General features: G+C 70.7%; 21 protein-coding genes. 8 read left to right on the forward strand and 13 right to left on the reverse strand.

Annotated features, from left to right (window positions below; genetic code table 11):
• Positions 1-696: 696 nt before the first annotated feature.
• Positions 697-2082, reverse strand: coding sequence for a transcriptional regulator (locus OHT21_RS19730; protein WP_328769662.1), 1386 nt, complete (start codon positions 2080-2082; stop codon positions 697-699).
• Positions 2083-2403: 321 nt separating this feature from the next.
• Here OHT21_RS19730 and OHT21_RS19735 point away from each other — a divergent pair, with 321 nt between their 5' ends.
• From OHT21_RS19735 to OHT21_RS19745, 3 genes are all read left to right on the forward strand, one after another.
• Positions 2404-3075 carry a bifunctional DNA primase/polymerase gene (locus tag OHT21_RS19735; RefSeq protein ID WP_328769663.1) on the forward strand — a complete coding sequence of 224 codons (672 nt, stop codon included), beginning with the start codon at positions 2404-2406 and terminating at the stop codon, positions 3073-3075.
• 259 nt (positions 3076-3334) lie between these two features.
• The gene (locus OHT21_RS19740) at positions 3335-4126 is read left to right on the forward strand and encodes an ABC transporter ATP-binding protein (protein ID WP_328769664.1); all 792 of its coding nucleotides are present in this window, start codon (positions 3335-3337) and stop codon (positions 4124-4126) included.
• Positions 4123-5730 carry a transporter gene (locus OHT21_RS19745; protein ID WP_328769665.1) on the forward strand — a complete coding sequence of 536 codons (1608 nt, stop codon included), beginning with the start codon at positions 4123-4125 and terminating at the stop codon, positions 5728-5730. Before OHT21_RS19740 ends, OHT21_RS19745 begins: the two co-directional genes overlap by 4 nt.
• 246 nt (positions 5731-5976) lie before the next feature.
• On the opposite strand, the gene OHT21_RS19750 is transcribed toward OHT21_RS19745, so the two are convergent.
• Both OHT21_RS19750 and OHT21_RS19755 read right to left on the reverse strand, forming a co-directional pair.
• A complete protein-coding gene (locus tag OHT21_RS19750; protein WP_328769666.1) occupies positions 5977-6837 on the reverse strand; it encodes an alpha/beta fold hydrolase in 861 nt (286 codons plus the stop codon).
• A 678-nt stretch (positions 6838-7515) separates the two neighbouring features.
• Positions 7516-8208, reverse strand: coding sequence for a metal-dependent transcriptional regulator (locus OHT21_RS19755; RefSeq protein WP_328769667.1), 693 nt, complete (start codon positions 8206-8208; stop codon positions 7516-7518).
• A gap of 324 nt (positions 8209-8532) precedes the next feature.
• Between OHT21_RS19755 and OHT21_RS19760 the strand changes: the two genes are divergently transcribed.
• Positions 8533-9273 carry an SIS domain-containing protein gene (locus tag OHT21_RS19760; RefSeq protein WP_328774159.1) on the forward strand — a complete coding sequence of 247 codons (741 nt, stop codon included), beginning with the start codon at positions 8533-8535 and terminating at the stop codon, positions 9271-9273.
• Positions 9274-9331: 58 nt separating this feature from the next.
• On the opposite strand, the gene OHT21_RS19765 is transcribed toward OHT21_RS19760, so the two are convergent.
• Together OHT21_RS19765 and OHT21_RS19770 are read right to left on the reverse strand one after the other, a co-directional pair.
• On the reverse strand, positions 9332-10732 hold the full coding sequence (locus OHT21_RS19765) for a PAS domain-containing protein (protein WP_328769668.1): 1401 nt from the start codon (positions 10730-10732) through the stop codon (positions 9332-9334).
• Positions 10733-10923: 191 nt separating this feature from the next.
• Complete coding sequence (locus OHT21_RS19770) at positions 10924-11748, reverse strand: endonuclease/exonuclease/phosphatase family protein (RefSeq protein ID WP_328769669.1); 825 nt, start codon at positions 11746-11748, stop codon at positions 10924-10926.
• A gap of 143 nt (positions 11749-11891) precedes the next feature.
• Between OHT21_RS19770 and OHT21_RS19775 the strand changes: the two genes are divergently transcribed.
• From OHT21_RS19775 to OHT21_RS19785, 3 genes are read left to right on the forward strand one after another with little or no spacing between them, the layout of a single operon-like run.
• Complete coding sequence (locus tag OHT21_RS19775; RefSeq protein WP_328769670.1) at positions 11892-12296, forward strand: GntR family transcriptional regulator; 405 nt, start codon at positions 11892-11894, stop codon at positions 12294-12296.
• Positions 12293-13189, forward strand: a complete 897-nt coding sequence (locus OHT21_RS19780; RefSeq protein WP_328769671.1) for an ABC transporter ATP-binding protein — start codon at positions 12293-12295, stop codon at positions 13187-13189. Before OHT21_RS19775 ends, OHT21_RS19780 begins: the two co-directional genes overlap by 4 nt.
• Positions 13186-14193 (forward strand): transporter, encoded by a 1008-nt coding sequence (locus OHT21_RS19785; protein ID WP_328769672.1) that lies wholly within the window; start codon positions 13186-13188, stop codon positions 14191-14193. Before OHT21_RS19780 ends, OHT21_RS19785 begins: the two co-directional genes overlap by 4 nt.
• 851 nt (positions 14194-15044) lie before the next feature.
• Here the strand turns inward: OHT21_RS19785 and OHT21_RS19790 are convergent.
• A complete protein-coding gene (locus OHT21_RS19790; RefSeq protein ID WP_328769673.1) occupies positions 15045-16145 on the reverse strand; it encodes a citrate synthase 2 in 1101 nt (366 codons plus the stop codon).
• A 327-nt stretch (positions 16146-16472) separates the two neighbouring features.
• Between OHT21_RS19790 and pdxH the strand changes: the two genes are divergently transcribed.
• Positions 16473-17165 carry a pyridoxamine 5'-phosphate oxidase gene (gene pdxH / locus OHT21_RS19795; protein ID WP_328769674.1) on the forward strand — a complete coding sequence of 231 codons (693 nt, stop codon included), beginning with the start codon at positions 16473-16475 and terminating at the stop codon, positions 17163-17165.
• Positions 17166-17222: 57 nt separating this feature from the next.
• Here the strand turns inward: pdxH and OHT21_RS19800 are convergent, their stop codons facing one another.
• The 7 genes from OHT21_RS19800 to OHT21_RS19830 form a co-directional block, all read right to left on the reverse strand.
• On the reverse strand, positions 17223-17858 hold the full coding sequence (locus tag OHT21_RS19800) for a TetR/AcrR family transcriptional regulator (protein ID WP_328769675.1): 636 nt from the start codon (positions 17856-17858) through the stop codon (positions 17223-17225).
• Entirely contained in the window at positions 17846-18580 is a 735-nt protein-coding gene (locus OHT21_RS19805; protein ID WP_328769676.1) for an enoyl-CoA hydratase family protein, read from the reverse strand. Before OHT21_RS19805 ends, OHT21_RS19800 begins: the two co-directional genes overlap by 13 nt.
• Before the next feature lie 86 nt (positions 18581-18666).
• Positions 18667-19806, reverse strand: coding sequence for an acyl-CoA dehydrogenase family protein (locus OHT21_RS19810; RefSeq protein WP_328769677.1), 1140 nt, complete (start codon positions 19804-19806; stop codon positions 18667-18669).
• Between the two features lie 8 nt (positions 19807-19814).
• Complete coding sequence (locus OHT21_RS19815; RefSeq protein ID WP_328769678.1) at positions 19815-21677, reverse strand: acetyl/propionyl/methylcrotonyl-CoA carboxylase subunit alpha; 1863 nt, start codon at positions 21675-21677, stop codon at positions 19815-19817.
• 13 nt (positions 21678-21690) lie between these two features.
• The gene (locus OHT21_RS19820; RefSeq protein WP_328769679.1) at positions 21691-23289 is read right to left on the reverse strand and encodes an acyl-CoA carboxylase subunit beta; all 1599 of its coding nucleotides are present in this window, start codon (positions 23287-23289) and stop codon (positions 21691-21693) included.
• Positions 23286-25031 carry an acyclic terpene utilization AtuA family protein gene (locus tag OHT21_RS19825; protein ID WP_328769680.1) on the reverse strand — a complete coding sequence of 582 codons (1746 nt, stop codon included), beginning with the start codon at positions 25029-25031 and terminating at the stop codon, positions 23286-23288. The genes OHT21_RS19820 and OHT21_RS19825 overlap by 4 nt, the downstream gene beginning before the upstream one ends.
• Complete coding sequence (locus tag OHT21_RS19830) at positions 25028-25834, reverse strand: TIGR03084 family metal-binding protein (RefSeq protein WP_328769681.1); 807 nt, start codon at positions 25832-25834, stop codon at positions 25028-25030. Before OHT21_RS19830 ends, OHT21_RS19825 begins: the two co-directional genes overlap by 4 nt.
• Positions 25835-26024 lie beyond the last annotated feature (190 nt).

The following is a 26024-nucleotide window of genomic DNA, read 5'->3' on the forward strand; positions in this document are numbered from 1 at the left end:
TGGGGAGCCGATGCGTTGGCCGGAGGGTGCTGGTGGCCCCCAGCACCCGGCGCAGACGGGGCGGTGCCCCACTGGCGCAAGGCGTCGGCGTTCTGCGTCCCGTACTGCGGCGCCGAGGCGGAACCCTGCGTCCCGTACTGCGGCGCCGGGGCCGAGCCCTGCGCACCGTACTGCGACGCCTGATCGTGCCCCTGGGCTCCGTACCCCGCCCCCTGCGCGGAGCCCTGCACCCCATACCCCGACCCCGCGCCCTGATCGCCGTCCCACCCAGACGTGGAGTCGGACAGCGCGCCCCACGACGGTGCGGAGGCCTGCCCGTTCTGTGCCGGGTCCGGCCAACCCTCGGCCTGGCCGCCGTGCTCCGGACCCGGCGGAGTCTGTGGCGGTCGTCCGGGGCCCCAGGGCTGGTCCCAGGACTGGCCGCCTGCCGGGGTCGTGTGGTCCGGTGCGGCGCCCGGCAGGAGGGGGGCGCTGCCGTCGGACGGCAGCACGATGCCTTCGCGCGCTGGTCGCGGCGAGGGCTCCTCGCCCTGTCCGTTCTGCGTCACCGGGACTCCTACGAATGGGGGATCTACGGAATCGTCGGTTCACGCTACCGGGTCCCCACAACCCGATGCCACGCAGCTCAGGACGTGACCCTCGCCCCACCGCGCACGCGTAACGGAATCGCCGCGCGGGACGCTGTTAATGGCCCCGTTACGCGGCGGCCTGCAGATCCAGCCGCGCCCCGAACTCCCGTACCGCAGGCTCGTCCTGGTACGGCGTCAGCCGCTGCTGGAAGTCTTCCAGGTACTCGGCGCCACGGTTGGAGCGGAGCGTGTCGAGGAGTTCGACCGCCTTCATCCCCGTATGGCAGGCCTGTTCCACCTCACGCTGCTGCACCTGCGCGGTGGCCAGCAGGACGAACCCGATCGCCCGCCGCCGGGCGCGCGACTCCGGGTGCCCGGCGAGGGACTCCTCCGCGCACCGCGCGGCCGCCTGCGCCTGCCCGAGGTCCCGATGACAATGCGCCAACTCATCGGCCAGATATGCCTCGTCGAAGTGCGCGATCCACCGCGGATCGTCCCCGGAGGCGTCATCGACCGCCTCCATGGCGTTGACCGCCCGCCCCGACGCCACCTGGGCCGCCCGCGCGTCACCCATGAGCGCGTGCCCGCGCGCCTCCGCGGCGTGGAACATCGCCTCCGCACGCGGGGTCACCCGCCCACGCGCCCCCTCCTGCGCCGCGCGCGCCAACTGCGCGATCTCCCGCGGATTCCCGAGCTGCGTGGCCAGGTGGCTCATGGACGCGGCAAGAACGTAGCCGCCGTACCCTCGGTCCCCCGCCGCCTGGGCGAGCCGCAGCGCCTGGATGTAGTAGCGCTGCGCGAGCCCCGGCTGCCCGGTGTCGACGGCCATATAGCCCGCCAGCTCCGTCAACCGCGCGACCGCCGCGAACAGTTCACGCCCCACCGTTTCCCGGTACGAGCCCGCCAGCAGCCCGGAGACCACGCTGTTCAGGTAGTGCACGACCACCGGACGTACATGCCCGCTGCCATGCTGGTGGTCCAGGTCCACCAGCGCCTGCGTCATCGCCTTCACGGCCGCCACGTCCGCCGACCCCACCCGAGGCCCCGCCGAGCGCGCCACCTGTGCGTCCGGCGAGGAGATCAGCCAGTCGCGGCTCGGCTCGACGAGCGCGGAGGCGGCGACGGACGAGCCGGAGAGGAAGTCCCGCCGCCCCACGTCGCTGCGCCACAGCTCGCAGACCTGCTCTATGGCGCCGACGACGGTCGGCGAGAACTGCAAGCCCACCCCGGAGGCGAGGTTCTTGCCGTTCGCCATCCCGATCTCGTCGACCGTGACCGTCCGGCCCAGCTTGCGGCCGAGCGCCTCGGCGATGATGGCCGGCGCCCGCCCGCGCGGCTGCTGTCCGCGCAGCCAGCGCGCCACGGACGTTTTGTCGTAGCGCAGATCGAGACCGTGTTCCGCGCCGCACATGTTGACCCGGCGGGCCAGCCCGGCGTTCGAGCAGCCCGCTTCCTGGATGAGCGCCTGCAGTCGTTCGTTCGGCTGCCTTGCGACGAGCGGCCTTGCGGCCATGGCGTACCCCCTGTGGCTGCGGTGCCTGCCCACGCACCGAGTTGACGTGTCCTCAGCGGCCGAACCTCCGGTCCATGAAAGGAGCGAAAAGTTCCGGCCTCGAAGATCAATGCCCCGCCGACATACCGAAGATGCGGGACATATGAGGATTGCCGGGGTAATGGCTGGTGCCGTCCCCCACACCTGGCTACCCAGCCCCCGCTGCCGTTGCCCGTGCGCGCCCCCATCCATGCATCCATGCGCCCCACATGCGAAAACGGTGCTCCCCCACCGCGCACGCCGGGGCCGTAACGCCAAATGGGTGACGCAGTTGAGCTGAGCATGGAAGAGACGATCACGAGCACCGAAACCGCGCGGATCCCCAAGCAGCGCGGGGAGACTCTGCAGGACATCGCCGTGCGCTACGCCGAAGAGCGCCACTGGGACGTGTTTCCCGGCACTTGGCTGGAAGCCGTCGACGGGGTGCAGCACTGCTCGTGCGGCGAGCCCTCCTGCGTCGCGCCCGGGGCGCATCCGGCGCGGGAGGACTGGCCGACGCAGGCGACGGGCAGTGCGACCGTTGCGCGCCGGCTGTGGGCGAAGCAGCCGACCGCGTCGATTCTGCTGCCCACGGGCCGTACGTTCGACGCGATTTCCGTTCCGGAGACGGCGGGGTTCCTCGCGCTGGCCCGGATGAAGCGGATGGAGCTGTCGCTGGGGCCGGTGACCTGGACGCCGGATCGGCGGGTGCAGTTCTTCGTGCTGCCGGGGGCGAACGTGAAGGTGCCCGATCTTGTACGGAAGTTGGGGTGGCCGCTTGCGTCGCTGGATCTGGATGTGCTCGGGGAGGGGGCGTATGTGGCTGCGCCGCCTACGCGGTTCGGGGCGCACGGGAGGGTTCAGTGGGCCTGTCGGCCCACGCCCGAGAATCGTTGGCTGCCGGATGCGGAGGAGTTGATCTCGCCGATCGCTTATGCGTGTGGGCGGGATGTGCGGCGGTCGCTCCGCGGGTAGGCAGTTCGTCATCTGCGGGCCGGATGGGGCTGGTCGCTCCCCCACTCTCGGATGCTCCCCCAGTGCCTTAAGGGCCTGGGGGGACCCCCAGAGCGGGGGGACCCTCATCGCGGCGGAGCCGCAAATCGACACAGCCCCGCGCCTCCAAGGGGTCCTGCCCCGTCGGGTGCATGGCTGCCTGCGGGTTGTACCTGGCTGAGCGCGCAGTTCCCCGCCCCTACGGGGCCCCTGACAGGGCGCTCCCCCGTATCGTGCCCCCATGACCGAGGGAACAACGGCGGTTCAAGTCGCCGTACGCGTGCAGGGGTTGTGGAAGCGGTTCGGGGAGCAGATTGCTGTTGCGGGGGTTGATCTGGAGTTGCCCGCTGGGCGGTTCATCGGGCTGGTCGGGCCGAATGGGGCCGGGAAGACCACGACGTTGTCGATGGTGACCGGGCTGTTGCGGCCCGACCAGGGGTCCGTCGAGGTCGTCGGGCATGACGTGTGGCGGGATCCGGCTCAGGTCAAGGCGCGTATCGGGGTGTTGCCCGAGGGGCTGCGGCTGTTCGAGCGGCTGTCGGGGCGGGAACTCCTCGCGTACACCGGGCGGCTGCGGGGGCTGCCCGGTGCCGAGGTCGACAAGCGGGCCACCCAGCTCCTGGACGTACTGGACCTGGCCGGTGCCCAGCACAAGCTGGTCGTCGACTACTCGACGGGCATGCGGAAGAAGATCGCCCTCGCCTCCGCGCTGCTCCACAACCCCGAAGTCCTCTTCCTGGACGAGCCGTTCGAGGGGGTCGACCCCGTCTCCGCGCAGACGATCCGCGGCGTCCTGGAGCGCTACACCGCCTCCGGCGCCACCGTTGTCTTCTCCTCCCATGTCATGGAGCTGGTCGAGTCGCTGTGCGACTGGGTCGCCGTGATGGCCGCGGGCCGCATCCGCGCCCACGGCACGCTCGCCGAAGTGCGCGGCACGGAACGCTCCCTCCAGCAGGCGTTCCTCGAACTCGTCGGGGCGAACGGCCGCGACACCGCCTCCGACCTCGACTGGCTGGGCGGCGGCGCCCGATGACCACGGCCACCTCCGTCGGTTCGATCACCCCCGTCTTCGTACGGCTGAAGCTGTCCCTGCTGCGCAACGGTCTGCGGCAGTCGGCCGGGCGGCGGGCCGCCTACGTCGCGTCGATCGTCTTCACTCTGCTCTTCGCCGCGCTCCAGCTCATCGGCTTGATCGTGCTGCGCGGCAACGCGCACGCGGCGAGCGTCACCGTGCTGCTCACCGCCATCCTGGCGCTCGGCTGGGCCACGATGCCCCTGTTCTTCCCCAGCGGCGACGAGACGCTCGACCCCACCCGCCTGGTGATGCTGCCGCTGCAGCCGCGCCCTCTCGTGCGGGCCCTGCTGGTGGCCTCGCTGGTCGGGATCGGGCCGCTGTTCACGCTGTGCATGTTCGCCGGTTCGGTGATCGCGATGGCGCACGGCATGGCCGCGTACGTCACCGGGGTCGTCGCGATCGTCCTCGCGCTGCTGGTCTGCGTGGCCCTGGCGCGTGCCGTCGCGGCGGCCAACATCCGACTGCTGAGCAGCCGTAAGGGCCGCGATCTCGCCGTACTGAGCGGCCTGGTCATCGCCGTGGGCGCGCAGTTCGTCAACTTCGGGGCGCAGAAGCTCGGTTCCTCGGGCCTGTCGACGCTGGATCCGGCGGCCGAGGTGCTGCGCTGGGTGCCGCCCGCCTCGGCGATCGGCGCGGTGGACTCGGTGAGCGAGGGTTCGTACGCCACTGGAGTCGCCCAACTCGCCCTGAGCGCCGGAGCGTTGGTGGGCCTGCTGGCACTCTGGCAGCGGAGTCTGACCCGGCTGATGACCTCGCCGGACGGCTCCACGCTGCAGGCCGCCGAGCCCGCGCGGGACACGGCGGGCCGCTCCTCCGGCCTGTCCCGGCTGCTGCCCGCCGGGCGCACGGGCACGGTCATGGAGCGCAGCCTGCGGTATGTGTGGCGCGATCCGAAGACGAAGGCCGCGTGGGTGACCTACCTCGCGATCGGGCTGATCGTGCCGGTGTTCAACGCGCTGCAGGGCACCGGATCGATCTACCTCGCCTGCTTCGCCGCCGGGATGCTCGGGGTCCTGATGTACAACCAGTTCGGGCAGGACACGTCCGCGTTCTGGATGGTCGCGCTGACCATTTCCTCCACGCGGGACGCGTATGTCGAGCTGCGGGGCCGGGCGTTGGCGCTCCTGGTGATCACGCTCCCGTACGCGACGTTCGTGACCGTCCTGACCACGGCGATGCTCGGCGACTGGCCCGCCCTGCCCGAAGCCCTGGGCCTGTCCTTCGCACTGCTCGGCGCGATGCTGGCCACCGGCGCCTGGTCCTCCGCGCGCTACCCGTACTCGATCCCGCAGGAGGGCTACAAGAACGCGGCCCCCGGTCAGGCGGGCCTCGCCTGGATCTCCATCTTCGGCGGCATGCTCGCGGCGGCCCTGCTGTGCGCACCGGTCATCGCCTTCACGATCTGGCTGCATGGGTCGGCGGGCGGCGACGACTGGACATGGCTGCTGCTGCCGCTGGGGACCGCCTACGGCGCGGGGCTCACGCTGCTGGGACTGCGAATCTCCGCACCGCGGACGGCGGCGCGGCTGCCAGAGATTCTGACGGCGGTGAGCAAGGGCTGAGCCGCCCCCTGCGCCCCGAAAGATGCGCAGGGGGCGCCCCGTAAGGGGCGCGGGGCTGTGTCAATTGCGGCTCCGCCGCGATGGGGTCCCCCCCCCGCTCTGGGGGTCCCCCCAGGCCCTTAAGGCACTGGGGGAGCATCCGAGAGTGGGGGAGCGACCAGCCACGGGCGGTCCGCAGCCGAAGGACGGCGCGGTTCAACGGCGCTCGCTTTCAGGGTGCCCCTAGCGGAACCCCATCGCGGAGCCTCACGGCGGCGCGAGCCCCTCCAGAAACGGTTCAATCGCGGAGCGCCACGCCTCCGGCTGGTCGTAATGCACGAGGTGGCCTGCGTCGGCGACCTCCGCGTACTGGCCGTGAGGGAGGACGCGGACCATCTCCTGGGACTCGGCCCGGCCGAGTTCGCCGTCGAGGCCGCGGACGACGAGGGCGGGGCAGCGGACCTGGGCCAGTTCCTCCCAGTGCGCGTCGTAGACCCAGGTCTCGCGGGACTTGAGCATCTGGCCGGGGTCGAAGACGGGGCGCCAGCCGTCGTCGGACTCGGCCATGACTTCCGCGTAGAACTCGCCGCGGGAGGGGTTCGGGCGCTCCACCCAGGGGTCGTCCTCGCCGAACCACTTGCGGACGTCGGCGAGGGTGGCGAAGGGGACGGGCCAGGACTTGAACCACGCCTCCCATTCGCGCTGTGACGCCGCGCCGAGTGCGGAGGCCCGCATATCGCAGATGATCAGGCCGCGGACGAGGTCGGGGCGCTTCGCGGCGAGCTGCCAGGCGGTCAGCGCGCCCATGGAGTGGCCGATCAGTACGGCCGGCGCGAGACCGAGCTGTTCGAGCGCGGCCTCGGCGTCGTCGACATACGCCTCGCGTGTGTACGGGCCCTCGGGGGGTTTGTCGCTCTGGCCGTGGCCGCGCTGGTCGAGGGCGACGGCCCGATGCCGCTCGGAGAGCCAGCGGGCGGTGGACGCCCAGTGCGAGGCGCGGCCCATCAGGCCGTGCAGTAACAGCACGCCCGGCGTCCGGTCGACCTCCCCGGTCTTGGGAGGATCGGCGAACTCCCAGGCGGCGAGGCTTACGCCGCCTGCTCCGGTCACGTCGATGCGCCGCACCATACGTTGGCACCCCCCTTGATCCACTCGGCTTCCTCGTCCCACACGAGTCGGCCGCCGCTCCCGTACTGGCTCGTCGTTCCGCTGCTCCTGGTGCCTGTGCTCGCTGGTTGTGCCCGTTGCTTGTTCCTGCGTTCCGTGCGCTGGTTCCGTCACCACGCTATCGAAAACATGTTCGAAAGTGCGCTCCATGCACGGTAACACCCCTCGTTCGAGTGACCTCGTTCCGGGATTGACCGTCGCCGCCGAGGGGAGATCTTCTGCGGGAGGCGGGCCGCTCGGGGAAATCGGTCCGCAGGGGATGACCCTGGGAGCTCGGGGCTCCGGGTCAGCACAGGGGAGGACAGGCCCCGGCGCCGCAGGGCGCCGGGGCCCTCGAACGTTCTGTGGCGCATATGTCTCCCCCCTCCTCCCAGAGACAGACTTACACGCAACCCGTGAATGCGCTGCGCTCAGGAACGGTCAACTACCCGCAAAGAAAGGCCAGTTGGCGTACGTGTCAGGCCGGGTCATCGATGGCTTCGATGAACGTGGTGCGTTCGGCCACCCCTGTGGCAGGGGTGAACCGACCGGGCACCACCCCCACTGATCGGCGCCCGGGGCAACCTCTCCACGCCAGAGCCGCCCCTTCGGCCGACCCTGCGAGGAGATGGGAACCCTAACCCGACCGATCACTCGGCGTCAGCGCTTCGCTACGAAAACATGTGAAGCGGTGTCCGCCTCCAGCTCAGCCGCCTCGCCGCCGCTGCCCACCAGGACGCCACCCGCCGACTCCGTCACGCTGACCACCGAGCCGGGCTGCACGCCGGCCCGCCGCAGCGTGTACATCAGCTGGGCGTCCGTCTGGATGGGCTCGCCGATGCGGCGTACGACGACCGTCTTGCCGTCGGTCCCGGGGTCCAGGTCGGCCAGCGAGACCATGCCCTCGTCCAGGAACGGGTCGGCGCCGTCCTTCTCGCCCAGCTCCTCCAGGCCCGGGATCGGATTCCCGTACGGCGACTCGGTCGGGTGGCGCAGCAGCTCCAGTACGCGGCGCTCGACCGCCTCACTCATCACGTGCTCCCAGCGGCAGGCCTCGGCGTGCACCTGCTCCCACTCCAGACCGATCACGTCGACGAGCAGGCACTCCGCGAGACGGTGCTTGCGCATCACGCGCGTGGCCAGCCGGCGGCCCTCGTCCGTGAGCTCCAGATGCCGGTCGCTGGCGACCGCCACCAGGCCGTCGCGCTCCATCCGCGCCACCGTCTGGCTGACGGTCGGCCCGCTCTGGTCGAGCCGCTCGGCGATACGGGCGCGCATGGGGACCACACCTTCCTCCTCCAGCTCGAGGATGGTGCGGAGATACATCTCCGTGGTGTCGATCAGTCCGGACATACGTGCCCCTCGATGTGATCTGCCGGAGGCTGAGTGGCTCACCGGCGTGTGCGCTGGCCCTGACGTCAATTCTGACGCATCCCGCTGACAACCGTGTCGTGCGGGCGAAAGCAGAGGGTTACGAATGTCTGCGCTGCGGGTAGAAGACTGCCTCCGCGCCCGCCCAGTCGCCGTATTGACAGCGCACTGGTCCAGACCGCAACGTGATCCGCGGCACGACCGGGAGTACGGCCGTGGCGGGGCGGCGGTTCAGTGGCTTCCCCGGCGCGCGCTCAGCGACGCGACTTCGAAGGGGCTTCGCCGGTGACGAACAGTGGGAGCGAGTTGGGCGGGCGGTTCTTCGATGCCGCGATCGGGCTCCTGGAGCGGGTGCGGGACGAGGAGGCCGAGGGCATCGCGGCCGCCGGGACGCTGATCGCCGACACGGTCGCCGCCGAGGGACGGCTGTTCGCCTTCGGCGCCGGACACTCCTCGCTGGCCGCGCAGGAGATCGTCTACCGGGCGGGCGGCCTCGCGCTCATGAACCTGCTCGCCGTACCGGGCGCCGTCGGCGTGGACGTCGTACCGGCCACACTCGGCTCCGCCCTGGAACGCGTCGAAGGCCTCGCCGCCGCCGTCCTCGACTCCAGCCCCGCGCGCGCGGGAGACCTCCTCGTGATCATCTCCCTCTCCGGACGCAACGCCCTGCCCATCGAGATGGCCATGCACGCCCGCGCCCTGGGCCTCAAGGTCATCGGGGTCACATCGGTCGCGTACGCCTCCGAGACGAAGTCCCGGCACGCCTCGGGTACGTACCTCAAGGACCACTGCGACCTCGTCCTCGACTCGAAGATCGCGATCGGCGACGCGGAACTCACCCTCGACACCGTCCCCGCCCCCTTCGCCCCCGCCTCCGGCGTCGTCACCTCGGCGCTCCTCCAGGCGGTCATGGCCACCGCGGCGGGCGCCCTCGCGGACCGCGGCATCGAGCCCCCGCTCCTGCGCTCGGGGAACGTGGACGGGGGCCATGAATGGAACGCTCGCGTCTTCGAGGAGTACGCGGACCGGATCTTCTATCTCCGGTGAACCGGATCTTCTCTCTGCGGTGAACCGGTACCGGCGGTGAGGGTGCCGGTGGCGCGGCTCAGCCCCGCTCCCGTCCCTCCGCAAGACGCTCATCCGCCAGGTCCAGCAGCGCGGCGATCCGTACGGCGACGTCCTCGGCGTACATCGCGTCGGTCCGCTCGAACTGCGTACGGCTGGCGCCCCTCAGGAACGTCACGACGCCCAGGGTCCGGCCCCGGCTGCGCAGCACCGCGCACAGGGCGTGCACCGCGTCGGCCGGCCACTGCCGGGCGACGGCCCACTCGCGGATCTGCTCGGGATCCGACGCGCCCGCACTGGCGCGTACGGAACCGATCCGCTCCACACACTGGAAGGCGGGATGCCCTTCGGCGTACCGCGCGGGCAGCCCGGCACGTCCGTCAGCGGGCAGGCTGGGGCCGGGAGCGCCCGAGGGCGTGGCGGCGGCCCGTACGAGGCGAACCGTCTCCTCGCCGTCCCGTACGGAGCCGCCCGCGACCCGGTCGATCAGCGCGTGATCGGCGAACCCGGCCAGCGAGAAGTCCAGGTGGACGACCGCGGCCTCGGCCGGGTCCTCGCACTCGGCCGCCGCGCGCGCGGCGCGGTGCAGCTGGTTGGCCCGGAACCGCAGCTGCGAGGCCTCCTGCTCGCTCTGCTTGCTCTCGGTCACGTCCTGGAAGAGCCAGCCGACACCGAGCGGTACGGGCTCCTCCGCGAGCGGCGAGGACAGACGCAGGAAGCCACTCCGCCAGCACCGCCGCTTCTCGCCCTCCGGCGTGCGCACGGTCACCCACATCTCGGCGGGCGCGGGCGGCGCCCCCTCGGCGAGCACATGCGTCAGCGCACTCTCCAGCTCCTCGACACCCTGCGCGAGCAACTCACCCAGCGGGCGCCCCAGTACGGCCGTACGCCCTATGCCGAGCGCCCGAGCCGCGTGCGCGTTGACCACGGCGGGCCGCAGATCGGCGTCGACGAGTACGACGCCCCATGACGCGTCCTCGAGCAGCGCCTCGCTCAGGGCGATCGACCGCTCCAGATCGATCTGCGCGTGCACCTCACTGAAGGCGCAGTAGACCCCCGCGGGCTTCCCGTTGGGCCCCCGCACGGCCGCGGACTGCGTTCGTACGAGGACCCGTCCACCGTCCTTGGTGAGCAGCGCGAACTCGTGCACCTGCCGGCCCGGAGCGTGCATCGCCGACATCAGCCGGCTCTCGACCTCCTCGGCGTCCGCGGTCCGCACGGCCCACCCGGCGAACCCGCGCCGGCCGACCGCTTCCTCCGCGCTCCACCCGAGAATCCGCTCCGCCTCACGGTTCCAATGGGTCACGACACCGTCGGCGTCGAACGCGCACAACGCCGCGTCCATCCCATCCAGCAAAGCGGCAAGCAGATCGGCCCCGTCCCGCTCGGGCTCCTGCGGCCCGAGCTCGTCCGTGGTCCCACTACGCCGGGAAGCACTCACCTGGCACCCCCTGCAGGCCGTGTCGGCGTGTCCTGCGCGGTTCGCCCGCGCGCCCGTTCCCTCACTGCGAATCACTCACTAGTAATCATTCAACTCGAACGTGACGCAGCACACACCGGGTTCCCACAAGATTGAAGAAAATCGTTGCACCCCGGAAATGCACCTCACACGTCCCGCGGCCCCCATGCCAGTCAGTCGGACGGTACCGACGCCAAGTCCGCGACGACCGCCGCATGGTCGGACGGCCATACGCCGTCGACGGGACCGTCGCCCGCGCGGTGCACCGAGCGCACGTGGCCGAGCGCGTCCGGGCCCGGCGGTCCGACGTGGATGTAGTCCAGGCGGACGTCGGGATTGCCGGGCTTGATGTAGGGATTGGCCGCGGCCCAGGTGGCCGCCGGGGTCCCTGGATCCGCGTACTCCCAGGCGTCGAGGAACACCTGCCCGGGGACGGCCGGTGCCGTTTTGTAGCCGCCGAACAGCCGGATCTCGTCCGAGTCGGGCCAGGCGTTGAAATCCCCGGTGACGACCGGCGGAAACGCCGTCCCGCCGCGATGATCCGCGACAAACCCGGCGAGAACGCGGACCTGTTCGCACCGCACCGCCGAAGCGTGAGTGAGGGAGGTCAGGTGGGTCGTGAAGAACGGCACCGGATGGCCCGGCGCGTCCAGCCGCGTATACAGCGCCAGCCGCCCGTCGTCCTCCCCCTCAGGCTTCGGCAAGCGCACCACCGCCCGGTCCACGATGGGCCACCGACTGAGCACGGCGTTGCCGAGATCTACCGTCGAGTCCCCGAGCCTCTGCTGCCACCACTCGGGCGCCTCCGAAGCGGCCCAAGTCCAGTACAGCCCCAACTCATCCGCCAGCCACCCCGCCAGGTTCTCCCCACCACAGGCCCACACCTCCTGCAGCCCCACCACATCCGGCCGCAAATCCCGCAACACGGCCAGAACCGCCTTCCGCCGCTCCTCCCAAGGCCCGAACCGCCACCAGAGGTTCCACGTCACTACGCGCATGCGCGCCCTGCCTTCCCGAGATCACGGGCGTGTACGACTTGCGAACTGTCCGCGGCCAGGCGCCGCGTCGCCATCATCCTCACGATGACCTTGTCTTGACAGACCTTCGCACTAGAAGCTTAAAGTGCTAGACAACTAGATAAATGGAGGAACTGGTGATTGAGTTCCACCTGAACGGCCGTTCTGGCCTGTCTCCGTACCAGCAGCTGGTCCAGCAGGTGCGCCACGCGCTGCGGCTCGGCCTGCTCAAGGAAGGGGACAGGCTCCCCACGGTCAAGGAGGTGGCCCGGCAGATGGCGGTCAACCCGAACACCGTGCTCAAGGCGTACCGGGAGCTTGAGCACGAGGGGCTGGTGGCCGCCCGGCCAGGGGTGGGGACATTCGTGACCCGGACGCTGGCCGACGCCTCGCTCGCCGCGCACGGACCGCTCCAGAAGGACCTGCGGCGCTGGCTGGCCAAAGCCCGCCTGGCCGGGCTCGACGACGAGTCCATCGAGGCCCTGTTCATGAACACCTTTCGGACCGCCGCTGGAGAGGACATAGCGTGAGCGCCGTCTTACGAGCCCAGGACCTGGGCAAGAGATACAAGCAGCGCTGGGCGCTGCAGAACTGCGACCTGGACGTGCCCGCCGGGCGGGTCGTCGGCCTGGTCGGCCCCAACGGGGCAGGAAAGTCCACCCTGTTGAACCTTGCCTCCGGGATGCTGACCCCGACCGCGGGCACGATCGAGGTGTGCGGCGGCCGTCCCGCCAGCGGCCCCGCGCAGCTGGCCAAGGTCGGCTTCGTCGCCCAGGACACCCCCACCTACGCCGCCCTGAGCATCGCCGATCACCTGCGGCTCGGTGCCCGCCTCAACCCCGGCTGGGACGACGCCCTGGCCCGCGACCGCATCCGTCAGCTCGGCCTGGACCTCAAACAGAAGGCCGGGAGGCTGTCCGGCGGTCAGCGTGCGCAGCTCGCCCTCACCCTGGGCCTCGCCAAGCGGCCCGAGCTGCTGATCCTGGACGAGCCGGTCGCCGCACTCGACCCCCTCGCCCGCAGGGAGTTCATGCAGGACCTGATGGAGGCCGTCGCCGAACACGAGCTGAGCGTCGTGCTCTCCTCCCACCTGGTCTCCGACGTGGAACGGACCTGCGACTACGTCATCGTCCTGGTCGACTCCCGGGTCCAGGTGGCCGGCGACATCGACGACCTGGTCGCCTGCCACCACCGCCTCACCGGACCGCGCCGAGCCCCGGACACGCTCCCGGCCGGTCAGCACGTCATCACCGCCAGCCACACCGACCGGCAGACCACCCTCCTGGTGCGCACCGACACCGCGGTCCACGATCCCGTCTGGACCGTCAGCCCGCTCGACCTGGAAGACATCGTCCTGGCCTACATGACCCGGCCCGCCGATGCGGTACGTGACACCCGACCCGCACTGGAGGTCCTCCGATGATCTGGCTGACCTGGCGCCAGTTCCGCACCCAGGCCGCCGTGATCTTCGCCGCGGTGACCGCCCTCGCCGCCACCCTCGCGGCCACCGGCCCGCAACTGGCCGACCTCTACCGAACCGCCGGCAGCAGCCTGGTGGACCGGGTCTCCAGCGCGGACCAGACCCTCTACTACGCCGGACTGCTGGGTGTACTCGCCGTACCGGCCGTCATCGGGATGTTCTGGGGCGCACCGCTGATCTCCCGTGAACTGGAGACCGGCACCCACTACCTCGCATGGAACCAGGGCGTCACCCGCACCCGCTGGCTGGCAACCAAGCTGGGCCTCGGCGCGGCGGCCGCCATGACCGCCGCCGGACTGGCCGCACTCGCCGTGAGCTGGTGGAGCAGCCCCATCGACCGGGCCATCAACGGCGGCGGCGCGACGGACACGTACTTCCCGCGGCTCGACCCCGTGGCCTTCGCCGCACGAGGCGTCGCCCCCATGGCCCATGCCGCCTTCGCCTTCGTCCTGGGCGTCGCCCTCGGCCTCGTCATCCGCCGCACCCTGCCCGCGATGGCCACCACGCTCGTCGTCTACGCCACCGTCCAGATCACCGTGCCGATGTGGATCCGGCCCCACCTGGCCGCCACGGACCGGACCACCGTGCCGATCGAGCCCGGCGGCGCCCCCATCAGCATCCAGGAGGGCGCCAAGCAGATCGTCACGCACCCCGAAGTGCCCGGCGCCTGGCTCACCTCCCAGCAGACGCTGAACGCCGCCGGTCAGCCGGTCCCGGTACCGTCGTCCTTCGCCGACTGCCTGCACACCGAATCGGGCCCGCCCACCGCGCAGCAATTCGACGGCTGCCTCGCCGACCTCGGCGCCCAGGGCTACCAGCAGCAGGTGACCTACCAGCCCGCCGGCAACTTCTGGACCCTGCAATGGGCCGAGACCGGGCTCTACCTCGGCCTCGCCCTGGCCCTGACCGGGTTCTGCGCCTGGTGGATCCGCCGCCGACTGACCTGACCCGGCGTCTGTCGAACTGTCCGAGAGCCGGGCTCCGGAGCGGGAGCGAGGCCAGCCGGAATCCAGCCGCACCTCGCGGTGCCTCACGGCGTCGCCCGAGTCTGATCAGCACCGATGCGTCCATTGGACAGCGGGGTACGCGCACGGAAGATCCTCAGCGAGCGCGTCAGATAACCGCGGCATGAAGCGAACGGCGTCTGATGCGGCTCTAGCAGCAAGATCCGTTGCATGTTCAGGGAATGGGAGTGATTCGCACATATGGGCGCCTTCGGGGGAGATTGGCTTCCTGTGGCCGCTTGATCGCTAGCGTGATGGATGCACTCGAGAGGGGAGGTCACTCGCTCCTCGGCCGCAAGCCGCAGCCTTTGCCGTGTGACGGACAGGCCGAGTGACCAGCCCAAGTCATCACGATCCGCAAGATCAGCGAGGTGCCCTCGATGACTACGTTTTCTGCAGGCGAGCAGACCCACCCCAGCGTGCTTCCTCAGCGCCGGGCTCTGGAATCCGTGGGAGCAGACACCCCTGGGAGCAGGGACGAAACGGCTCACGGACAAAAACCGGTTGAGCGGTGGGCGATCGGTTCCTAGGGTGGGACCCACGCTGTGAAAGGAGGTGATCCGGTACATGTATGAAACCCGGACGAGCGAGGTGGCTGCGGGCTAGCGGCCCGTCACCACATCCAGTGCGGTGCCGGACCAGCGCGGGTTAGACACGCGCAGCCGGCCCAATCTCAAGCAGTCACCCGACCCGCGAGCTCGCCGGTAAGTCCGGCCGGCTCCCTCCTCGGAGGGGACCAGAGCTCGCGGGTCGTCTGCGTTCCAGCGCTCCAGGTACGCGAGGACTCGGTGCGCTCAGTGCGCGATGTCCCCGTAGCCCTCGATCTCGCGCGGGTCGCGCGTGCCGGGGCCCACGTAGCGCGCGGACGGCCGTACGAGGCGGCCCGTGCGCTTTTGTTCCAGGATGTGGGCTGACCAGCCTGCTGTGCGGGCGCAGGTGAACATCGAGGTGAACATGTGGGCGGGGACCTCGGCAAAGTCGAGGATGATGGCGGCCCAGAACTCGACGTTCGTCGCCAGGACTCGGTCGGGGCGGCGGGCGTGGAGTTCCGCGAGGGCCGCTTTTTCGAGGGCTTCGGCGATTTCGAAGCGGGGGGCGCCGAGTTCGCGGGCGGTGCGGCGGAGGACTCGGGCTCGGGGGTCTTCGGCGCGGTAGACGCGGTGGCCGAAGCCCATGAGGCGTTCGCCCTTGTCGAGGGCCTGGCGTACGTAGGCTTCGGCGTTCCCGGTGCGTTCGATCTCCTCGATCATGCCGAGTACGCGGGAGGGGGCGCCGCCGTGGAGGGGGCCGGACATGGCGCCGACCGCGCCGGAGAGGGCCGCCGCCACGTCTGCGCCGGTCGACGCGATGACGCGCGCCGTGAAGGTGGAGGCGTTCATGCCGTGTTCGGCGGCGGACGTCCAGTAGGCGTCGACTGCTGCTACGTGCTTGGGGTCGGGTTCGCCGCGCCAGCGGATCATGAAGCGTTCGACGACGGACTGGGCTTTGTCGATCTCGCGCTGGGGGACCATGGGCAGGCCCTGGCCGCGGGCGGACTGGGCGACGTAGGAGAGGGCCATGACGGCGGCGCGGGCGAGGTCTTCGCGGGCTTGCTGTTCGTCGATGTCCAGCAGGGGTTTGAGGCCCCAGACGGGTGCCAGCATGGCGAGGGCCGACTGGACGTCCACGCGGATGTCGCCGGAGTGGACGGGGATCGGGAAGGGCTCGGCGGGCGGCAGGCCGGGGTTGAAGGCGCCGTCGACGAGGAGCCCCCAGACGTTGCCGAAGGAGACATGGCCGACCAGATCCTCGATGTCGACGCCCCGGTATCGCAGGGCGCCGCCCTCCTTGTCCGGTTCGGCGATCTCCGTCTCGAAAGCGACGACTCCCTCGAGTCCGGGTACGAAGTCGGACATCAGGCGGCTCCTCATGATGTGGGCGACGGATGGTGCGGTGCGGGGTTGCGTTTTCGGGATTGGGTTTTTGGGGTTGCGTTCGGGGTTGCCGGTTGTGCGTACGTCAGTCATGGGCGGGTTGCCGACGTGCGGTTCCGCGGTCGTTGCTGGACTCGCGGTCCGTACGTGCGTGCGTACCCCGGTGATGCCCGCTGCGGCGGGCGGTCACCCGTTTCGGCCACAGGACGATATCCCTTGGTGCCACCTTTGGGGAGAGTTCGCGGCACTCAGTGCCATGTGTGAGGAAGCACACGCCCGGCGGGGACCCCTCGGTGTGGGGCGATCGGGATGCGGCAAGATGACCGCGTGACCGACCATGACCCCGTCCTCGACCCGGCCCTGATGCGTAAGCAGTACCGGGCCGAGGGACTCGACGAGACCGAGCTGGCCGACCACCCGATGGAGCAGTTCGCGCACTGGTTCCGGCAGGCGGCGAAGGCCGCGGCGCAGGGCGCGGTGTACGAGCCGAACGCCATGGTGGTGTCCACGGTGGACGCGGCGGGGCTGCCGAGTTCGCGGACGGTGCTGCTGAAGCAGTTCGACGAGCGGGGTTTCGTCTTCTACACGAACTACGCGTCCCGTAAGGCGCGCGATCTGGCGGAGAACGCGTACGTCTCGCTGCTGTTCCCCTGGCACGCACTGGCCCGCCAGGTCGTCGTCAGCGGTGTCGCGCGGCGTACGGGGCGTGATGAGACGGCCGCGTACTTCCGGACCCGTCCGCATGGCTCCCAGCTCGGCGCCTGGGCCAGCACGCAGTCCGCTGTCGTGTCCTCGCGGGCCGAACTCGACGCGGCGTACGCGGAGTTGGCCGCGCGTTACCCGGAGGGCGAGCAGGTTCCGGTGCCGCCGAACTGGGGTGGTTTCCGTGTCGAGCCGCAGACGGTCGAGTTCTGGCAGGGGCGGGAGAACCGGCTCCACGACCGGCTGCGGTATGTGGCGACGCCGGGCGGTGGGTGGCGGGTGGAGCGGCTCAGTCCCTGAGCGGCCGGGGGTCCGTGTTGGGCCGGAGTCCGTGCGCGATTCGGGGTCCGTGGGGTGTCAGTCGAGCACCCCGTCCAAGATCTCTCCCCATTGCGCGACGACCCGCTCTCGCCTCGCGCCGTCGTCCGTGAGGAGGTTGGCGAGGCCGAGGCCTCGGGCCATGTCCAGGAGGCCCTGGACGGTTTCGCGGACGCCGGGGCGGGATTCGTCCGCGCCGAGGAGGTCCACGGCTATGTGGTGGGTTTCGCGGCCTACTCGGGCCTCCAACTCCGTGACGCGGGGGCGGAGTTGGTCCTCGTTGGAGGCGGCGACCCAGAGGTGGAGGGCGGCGCGGAACAGTGGGCCCGTGTAGAGGTCGACCAGGGCGCGTACGACGGCGCGGCGGTCCGCGGGGCCGTCGGGGAAGAGGTCGCGCAGGGCGGTGGAGCGCTGTTCGGCGACGTACTCGACCGCTGCCGTGAAGAGGTCCTCGCGGGTCGGGAAGTGGTGCTGGGCGGCGCCGCGGGAGACCCCGGCGCGTTCGGCGACGACGGAGACCGTGGAGCCCGCCCAGCCGTGTTCGGCGAGGCAGGCGACGGCGGCCTCCAGGAGTCGCTTGCGGGTGGCGCGGCTGCGGTCCTGCTTGGGGGCGCGGTCCTGCTTGGGGGCGCGGTCCTGCTTGGGGTCCACAAGCCCGGCGTTCACAGCACCCATTCGGGATCCCGTCGTTCGAGGAGGGACGTTATGCCCTCGCGGGCGTCGGCGGAGGCGAACAGGCGGGCCGAGAGCCCGGCCAGTTCGCCGGCGTCCTGGTGGAAGGATTCCAGCACCTTAGCCGTGAGCAGCCGCTTCGTCTCCCGCAGGCCTTGGGGGGAGGCTCGGCGCAGGCCGTCGAGGATGGGTTCGAGCACTTCGTCTACGTCGCTGCCGGCCGCCGTCAGCAGGCCGATGCGTGCCGCTTCGGCCGATCCGAAGTCCTCGCCGGTGAGGTAGTAGCGGCTGAGGGCGCGTGGGTCGGTGCGGTGCAGGAGCGGCAACGAGATGACGGCGGGCGCGACGCCGATGCGTACCTCCGTGAAGGCGAAGGTGGCCTCGGCGCCCGCGACCGCGATGTCGGAGGCGCCGAGCAGGCCGAGGCCGCCCGCCCGTACGTGCCCGGTGATCCGGGCCACGACGGGTTTGCGCAGCTCGATGATCTGCCTCAGCAGCCGGACGATCGCCGTCGGCTGCGGGGTGTAGCGCAGGTCGGCGCCCGCGCAGAACGTGTTCCCGGTGTGGGTGAGGACGACGGCGCGTACGTCGCCGTCCTTGCCGCTCTGTTTCAGCGCGTCCGCCAGTTCGGCCACGAGGGCGATGGACAGGGCGTTGCGGTTGGCCGGTGAGTCGAGGGTGAGGGTGGTGATGCCGCGCTCGTGCGACCGGCGGACCAGGGTCATGCGCGCTCCCTCTGTTCCCGTCGCGGGACTGCGTATTCGCTGCGGAACATGGTTCCTCCTCGCGTGCCTGTCACAGCGGGTGCCGGTCAGTACGACTTGGGCAGGCCCAGGGTCTGGTGGGAGACGTAGTTGAGAATCATCTCCCGGCTGACGGGGGCGATTCGGGCCACACGGGACGCCGTGATGAGCGAGGCGAGGCCGAACTCGCTGGTCAGGCCGTTGCCGCCGAGGGTGTGTACGGCCTGGTCGACGGCTTTCACGCAGGCCTCGCCCGCCGCGTACTTCGCCATGTTGGCGGCCTCTCCTGCGGCGGTGTCGTCGCCCGCGTCGTACAGGGCGGCGGCCTTCTGCATCATCAGGCGGGCGAGTTCGAGGTCGATGTGGGCCTGCGCGAGGGGGTGCGCGATGGCCTGGTGGGCGCCGATGGGTTCCTTCCATACGGTGCGCTCGCGGGCGTATTCGACCGCCCTGGAGAGCGCGTAGCGGCCCATGCCGATCGCGAACGCGGCCGTCATGATGCGCTCCGGATTGAGCCCGGCGAAGAGCTGGAGCAGGCCGGCGTCTTCGTCGCCGACCAGTGCGTCGGCGGGCAGTCGTACGTCGTCGAGGGTGAGCTCGAACTGGTACTCCGTGGTGTGGAGTTCCATGTCGATGCGGCGGTGCTCGAAGCCGGCCGTGTCGCGCGGGACGATGAACAGGCAGGGCTTGAGCCTGCCCGTACGTGCGTCTTCCGTGCGGCCGACGATGAGGGTGGCGTCGGCCTTGTCCACGCCGGAGATGAAGACCTTACGGCCGGTGAGGAGCCAGTCGGTGCCATTGCCGTCGCGGCGGGCTGTGGTGGTGAGGCGGTGGCTGTTGGAGCCGGCGTCCGGTTCGGTGATGCCGAAGGCCATGAGGCGGGTGCCGTCTGCGAGGCCGGGCAGCCACTCCTGCTTCTGCTCTGTTGTGCCGAAGCGGGCGATTACCGTGCCGCAGATCGCCGGCGACACGATCATCATGAGGAGGGGGCAGCCTGCGGCTCCCAACTCCTCCAGGACTATGGAGAGTTCGGATATGCCGCCGCCTCCGCCGCCGTATTCCTCGGGGAGGTTGACTCCTAGGTAGCCGAGTTTGGCTGTCTCGGACCAGAGATCTTCGGGGGTGTGGTTGCGGCCGTGGCGTTTGCCCAGGGCTGCGACTGCTGATCGGAGGGCTGCGTGTTCTTCGGTTTCCACGACGGGGGACATGGGGCTCCTCAGGGGGAAGGGGGTTCGTTGTCCTGGACCACCGCTAGCAAGGTGCCGGGCTCTACCTGCTGGCCTGGAGTCGCGTGCAGGGCGCTCAGCGTGCCCGAGACCGGCGCCGAGATCTTGTGTTCCATCTTCATTGCCTCCAGCCAGATGAGGGGCTCCCCTGCCCGCACAACGGACCCCTCGGCCAGCCCCTCAGCGACCCGTACGACCGTGCCCGGCATCGGTGCCAGCAGGGAGCCGGGCTCTTGCTGGGCCGTGGGGTCGGGGAAGCGGGGGAGGGCCTTGAGGGCGGTGGTGTTCACGTACACCTCGTCGCCGTAGCGGGCCACGTCGAAGTTCCTTCGTACGCCGTCCACTTCGAGTACGACCCGGTCGGCGGCCGTGTGCAGGACGCGTACCCCGTCGGCGGTCAGACCGAGGCGGGTGTGGTGGTAGCGGACCTCGTGCTCGGTGCCGTCCATCAGGTAGCGCTTGGTCTGCGGCTGTGACGGCAGGTTGCGCCAGCCGCCGAAGCGGGAGCGGCCTTGCGCATCGGCGAGGGCGGCGGCCAGGGGTCCGTACGGGTCCGGCGCAGGCGTCGTCAGCTCGCCCAGGTGCCGGTCGTAGAAGCCCGTGTCCATGCGGCCCGACGTGAACTCCGGGTGCCGGAGCGAGCGTACGAGGAGGTCTCGGTTGGTGACCGGGCCGTGGATCGTCGCCCTCTCCAGGGCGCCTGCCAGCTTGCGCAGGGCCTCCGCGCGTGTGGGGGCGTGGGCGACGGCCTTGGCGAGCATCGGGTCGTAGTGGACGCCGATCGTGTCGCCGTCCTCGTAGCCCGTGTCGAGGCGGATTCCGGGGACGGTGAGGCGGTGCAGGGTGCCGGTCTGTGGGGTCCAGCCGTTCGCCGGGTCTTCCGCGTAGAGGCGGGCCTCGATCGCGTGGCCGGAGGGGAGCGGTGGGCTGCCGTCCAGGGCGGCGCCCTCGGCGATCCGGATCTGGAGGGCCACGAGGTCGATGCCGAACACCGCCTCCGTGACGGGGTGTTCGACCTGGAGCCGGGTGTTCATCTCCAGGAAGTGCGCCTTGCCGTCGGCTACGAGGAACTCGACCGTGCCCGCGCCCACGTAGCCGACCGTACGGGCCGCTCGTACCGCCATCGCGTACAAGGAGTCGGTCAGTTCGGATGTCAAACCCGGTGCCGGGGCCTCCTCGATCACCTTCTGGTGGCGGCGCTGGAGGGAGCAGTCGCGGGTGCCGAGCGGCCACACCGTGCCGTGCGTGTCGGCCAGGATCTGCACCTCGACATGCCGACCGCCCTCCACGTAGGGCTCGATGAAGACTTGGCCGTCTCCGAAGGCGCTCTGGGCCTCGGCCCGCGCTGCCGCCAACTCGCCTTCCAGGTCGCCGAGTCGGCGTACGACACGCATACCGCGCCCGCCTCCGCCCGCGGCGGCCTTCACCAGGACGGGCAGGTCGTCCTCGGTGACGTCCTTGGCGTCGGTCAGCGAGGCGAGCCCCATCAGCTCCTTGGCGCGTGTCTTGGAGGCCATCGCCTCGATCGCCTCGGGCGGCGGGCCGATCCAGACGAGGCCCGCGTCGAGGACGGCGCGCGCGAAGTCGGCGTTCTCGGAGAGGAAGCCGTAGCCGGGGTGCACGGCGTCCGCGCCCGCATTCAGGGCCGCCTTCACAATCAGTTCGCCGCGGAGGTACGTATCCGATGGCGCCGCGCCCGGCAGCCGTACCGCCGCGTCGGTCACGCGCGCGTGGAGGGCGTTTTCGTCGGCGTCCGAGTACACGGCGACCGTTCGGATTCCCAACTCACCGCAGGTGCGGAAGACACGGCAGGCGATCTCGCCCCGGTTGGCGACCAGCACACGGGAAATCACGGGCTCCCTCTCCTCACATCCGGAAGACGCCGAAGCCACCGCGTACGCCCTCATAGGGCGCCGTGTGGATCGCGGACAGGCACAGGCCGAGGACGGTGCGGGTGTCGCGCGGGTCGATGACCCCGTCGTCGTACAGCCGCCCGGACAGGAACATCGGCAGCGACTCGGCTTCGATCTGCTGCTCCACCATGGCGCGCAGCGCCGCGTCGCCGTCCTCGTCGTACGGCTGCCCCTTGGCCGCCGCGGACTGCCGGGCCACGATCGACAGGACTCCGGCGAGCTGTTGAGGCCCCATGACGGCCGACTTGGCGCTGGGCCAGGCGAACAGGAAACGCGGGTCGTACGCCCGCCCGCACATCCCGTAGTGACCGGCCCCGTAGGAGGCCCCCATGAGCACGGACAGGTGCGGGACCGTCGAGTTGGACACCGCGTTGATCATCATCGCGCCGTGCTTGATGATGCCGCCCTGCTCGTACTCCTTGCCGACCATGTAGCCGGTGGTGTTGTGCAGGAACAGCAGCGGGATGTCGCGCTGGTTGGCGAGCTGGATGAACTGGGCCGCCTTCTGGGACTCCTCGCTGAACAGCACCCCTTGGGCGTTGGCCAGCACGCCCACCGGATAGCCGTGGAGTGTGGCCCACCCGGTGGTGAGGCTCGTCCCGTAGAGCGACTTGAACTCGTCGAAGTCGGAGCCGTCGACGATACGGGCGATGACCTCGCGCGGGTCGAAGGGCACCTTCAGGTCGCCGGGGACGATGCCCAGGAGCTCGTCCTCGTCGTACTTGGGGGGCGCGGCCGGCCCCGGATCGTCGTACGCCTTGCGGTGGTTGAGGCGGGCGATCACCCGGCGGGCCTGGCGGAGGGCGTCCGGTTCGTCGACCGCGAAGTGGTCCGCGAGGCCCGACACGCGCGCGTGCATCTCGGCGCCGCCCAGGGACTCGTCGTCGCTCTCCTCGCCGGTGGCCATCTTCACCAAGGGCGGCCCGCCGAGGAACACTTTCGCCCTCTCCTTGACCATGATCACGTGGTCGGACATCCCGGGGATGTACGCGCCTCCGGCGGTCGAGTTCCCGAAGACGACCGCCACGGTCGGGATCCCGGCGGCGGACAGCCTGGTGAGGTCGCGGAAAATCGCGCCCCCAGGGATGAAGATTTCCTTCTGGGAGGGCAGATCGGCGCCACCGGACTCCACCAGGCTGATGCACGGCAGCCGGTTGGCGAGGGCGATGTCATTGGCCCGCAGCGCCTTTTTCAGGCTCCAGGGGTTGCTGGCTCCGCCGCGTACGGTCGGGTCGTTCGCGGTGATCAGGCACTCCACGCCCTCGACGACGCCGATCCCGGTGACGAGCGAGGCGCCGACGGAGTACTCGCTCCCCCAGGCGGCGAGCGGCGAGAGTTCGAGGAACGGCGTGTCGGGATCCAGCAACAGCTCGATGCGTTCGCGGGCGAGCAGCTTGCCGCGTTCGCGGTGCCGGGTGACGTACTTCTCGCCGCCGCCCGCGAGGGCCTTCGCGTGCTCGGCGTCGAGTTCGGCGAGCTTGCCGAGCATGGCTTCGCGGTGGGCCGTGTAGTCGGGGCCTGTGGTGTCGAGCGCGGTCGCCAGGACGGTCATAGGAGCGCCTCCGGGATGTCCAGGTGACGGGAGCGGAGCCATTCGCCGAGGGCCTTGGCCTGCGGGTCGAAGCGGGCCTGCGAGGCGACGCCCTCGCCGAGGAGTCCCTCGACGACGAAGTTCAGGGCGCGGAGATTGGGCAGCACGTGTCGTACGACCGTCAAGTCGGCGGTCTCCGGGAGGAGTTCGCGGAAGCGGTCGACGGTGAGGGCGTGCGCGAGCCAGCGCCAGGCATCGTGCGTGGGGGCCCAGAGGCCGACGTTCGCGTCGCCGCCCTTGTCGCCGCTGCGGGCGCCGGCGACTCGCCCGAGCGGCGCCCGCCGCACCCGGCCGTCGGGCAACGGCCCGGGCAGCACCAGCTCTTCGTCCATGTTCGCGAGCGGGCGCGTCCGGGTCGGCGGATCGATGCGTACGCGGCTGCCGTCGGGCAGCACGGCCGTGTGCGGGACGGCGCCCTGCTCGACGTACGCGGCCTCGAAGACTCCATACGGGCTGCCCTTCCCGGGTGGCGCCGTGACATGGAATCCCGGGTAACTGGCCAGCGCCAGCTCGACCGCGGCCCCGCTCAGCGCGCGCCCCACCACCTCGGGATCGGCGTCCCGCACCACGAGCCGCAGCAGCGCGCTCGCGGTCTCCTCGGTCGGGGCGTCGGCCCGGTCGGTGCGGGCCAGCTCCCAACTCACCTCATTGGGGCGGGCCTTGGCATTCGCCAGTGCGGCTTCCATCTGGTCCCGTACGAGGGCCGCCTTCTGCTCGACCTCAAGTCCCGTGAGAACGAAGACGACTTGGTTGCGGAAGCCGCCGAGCCGGTTGAGGCCGACTTTGAGGGTGGGCGGTGGGGGCTCGCCGCGTACGCCGTCGATGCGTACGCGATCCGGGCCCTCCTGGGTGAGCCGTACGGAGTCGAGGCGGGCGGTGACATCGGGGCCCGCGTACCGGACGGCGCCCGTCTCGTACAGGAGCTGCGCGGTGACCGTGCCGATGTCCACGACGCCGCCGGTGCCGTCGTGCTTGGTGATGACGCTCGAACCATCCGCGTGGACTTCGGCGAGCGGGAAGCCGGGGTGGAGGAAGGTGCTCCGGGGGTGGTCGGTGAAGCGGGCGTAGTTGCCGCCGGTGGCCTGGGTGCCGCACTCCAGGATGTGCCCGGCGACGACGGCGCCCGCAAGCCGGTCGTGGTCGTCCTGCCGCCAGCCGAAGTGGGCGACGGCGGGCCCGGTGACCAGCGCGGCATCGGTGACACGGCCGGTGACGACGATGTCCGCGCCCGCGCGCAGACAGGCGGCGATACCGAAGCCGCCGAGGTAGGCGTGCGCGGCGAGGCTGCCGGAGTACCGGGCGGTGAGGTCGTCGCCTTCGACGTGGGCGACGCGGACCGGGATGCCGAGGCGGTCCGCCAACTCCCTTACGGCGTCGGCGAGTCCGGCCGGGCTGAGGCCACCGGCGTTGGCGACGATGCGTACGCCTCGCTCGTGCGCGAGCCCGAGGCACTCCTCCAGCTGGCGCAGGAAGGTGCGGGCGTATCCGGCGGCGGGGTCTTTTTGCCGATCCCGTCCCAGGATGAGCATGGTGAGTTCGGCGAGGTAGTCGCCGGTGAGGACGTCCAGGGGGCCGCCGGTGAGCATTTCGCGCATCGCGTCGAAGCGGTCGCCGTAGAAGCCGGAGGCGTTGCCGATGCGGAGGGGTGGGGTCTGTTCCGGGCGCGTCTCCGGGCGCGTCTCCGGGATCGTTTCCGGGCTCACCCGGTGGCTCCCTTGGGCCCTTTAGGCTCGCGTCCCGCGCCCGGAGGTCCCGCGAAGGCCTGGGCGATGTCCAGCCACCGGTCGGCGTCCGGACCTTCGGCCTGCACTGCGAGGTCGGCGCGGTGGGCGCGCCGGGTGACCAGCAGGCAGAAGTCGAGCGCGGGTCCGGTGACGCGCTGGGGTGCGTCTTCAGGGCCGTACGCCCACACGTCGTCCCCCGACGGCGCCACGAGCTCGACGCGGAACTCCTCTTCCGGCGCGCTCAACCCCCGTACGGAGAAGGCGAAGTCGCGGGCGCGGACGCCGATGCGTACGACGTGGCGGAGGCGGTTGGTGGGGGTGCGCACGAGGCCGAGCGCGTCGGCGATGTCCTGCCCGTGGGCCCAGGTTTCCATGATCCGGCCGGTGGCCATGGAGGCGGTGGACATCGGCGGCCCGAACCAGGCGAAGCGCGCGCAGGGCGGTGCCGCTCGCAGCGCGACCTGCAGGAGCGCCCGGCTCTTACGCCACCGCGCGAGGAGCTCGGCGGGCGGGAGTCCGGCGCCTTCCTCGGCGCCCTCGTCCACGAAGGTGTCCGAGGACCCGAAGGCCTTCTGCACCTGCCTCGCGAAGGCCTCCGGGTCGTGCACGGCGAGCAGCGCGGCCCGGTCGGTCCAGGCGAGGTGCGCGATCTGGTGGGCGACGCTCCAGCCGGGCGCGGGCGTCGCACGCGCCCACTCGCCCTCGGTCAACTCCCTTACGAGCCGGTCGAGTTCGTCGCTCTCGTCGCGCAGGTCGTCGAGTACGGGCGTGGGGTCGGACACAGGGCCCTCCGGGGACGGCGGGTGTGGCGTGGTGTGCCTGGAGCATGGCAGCCGCCGGAAAAACAAGCAAGCATGCTTGGAAATTTTCCCAGCGGGGCGCTCCGCGGGAGGGGTGGTTCGAAGCTGCGGGTTCGTCGTGGCTGGTCGCCCGCGCGGCGGAGCCGCAAATTGATACAGCCCCGCGCCCCTT

Origin of the sequence: Streptomyces sp. NBC_00286, from assembly GCF_036173125.1 — a bacterium.
Classification (GTDB): Bacteria; Actinomycetota; Actinomycetes; order Streptomycetales; family Streptomycetaceae; genus Streptomyces.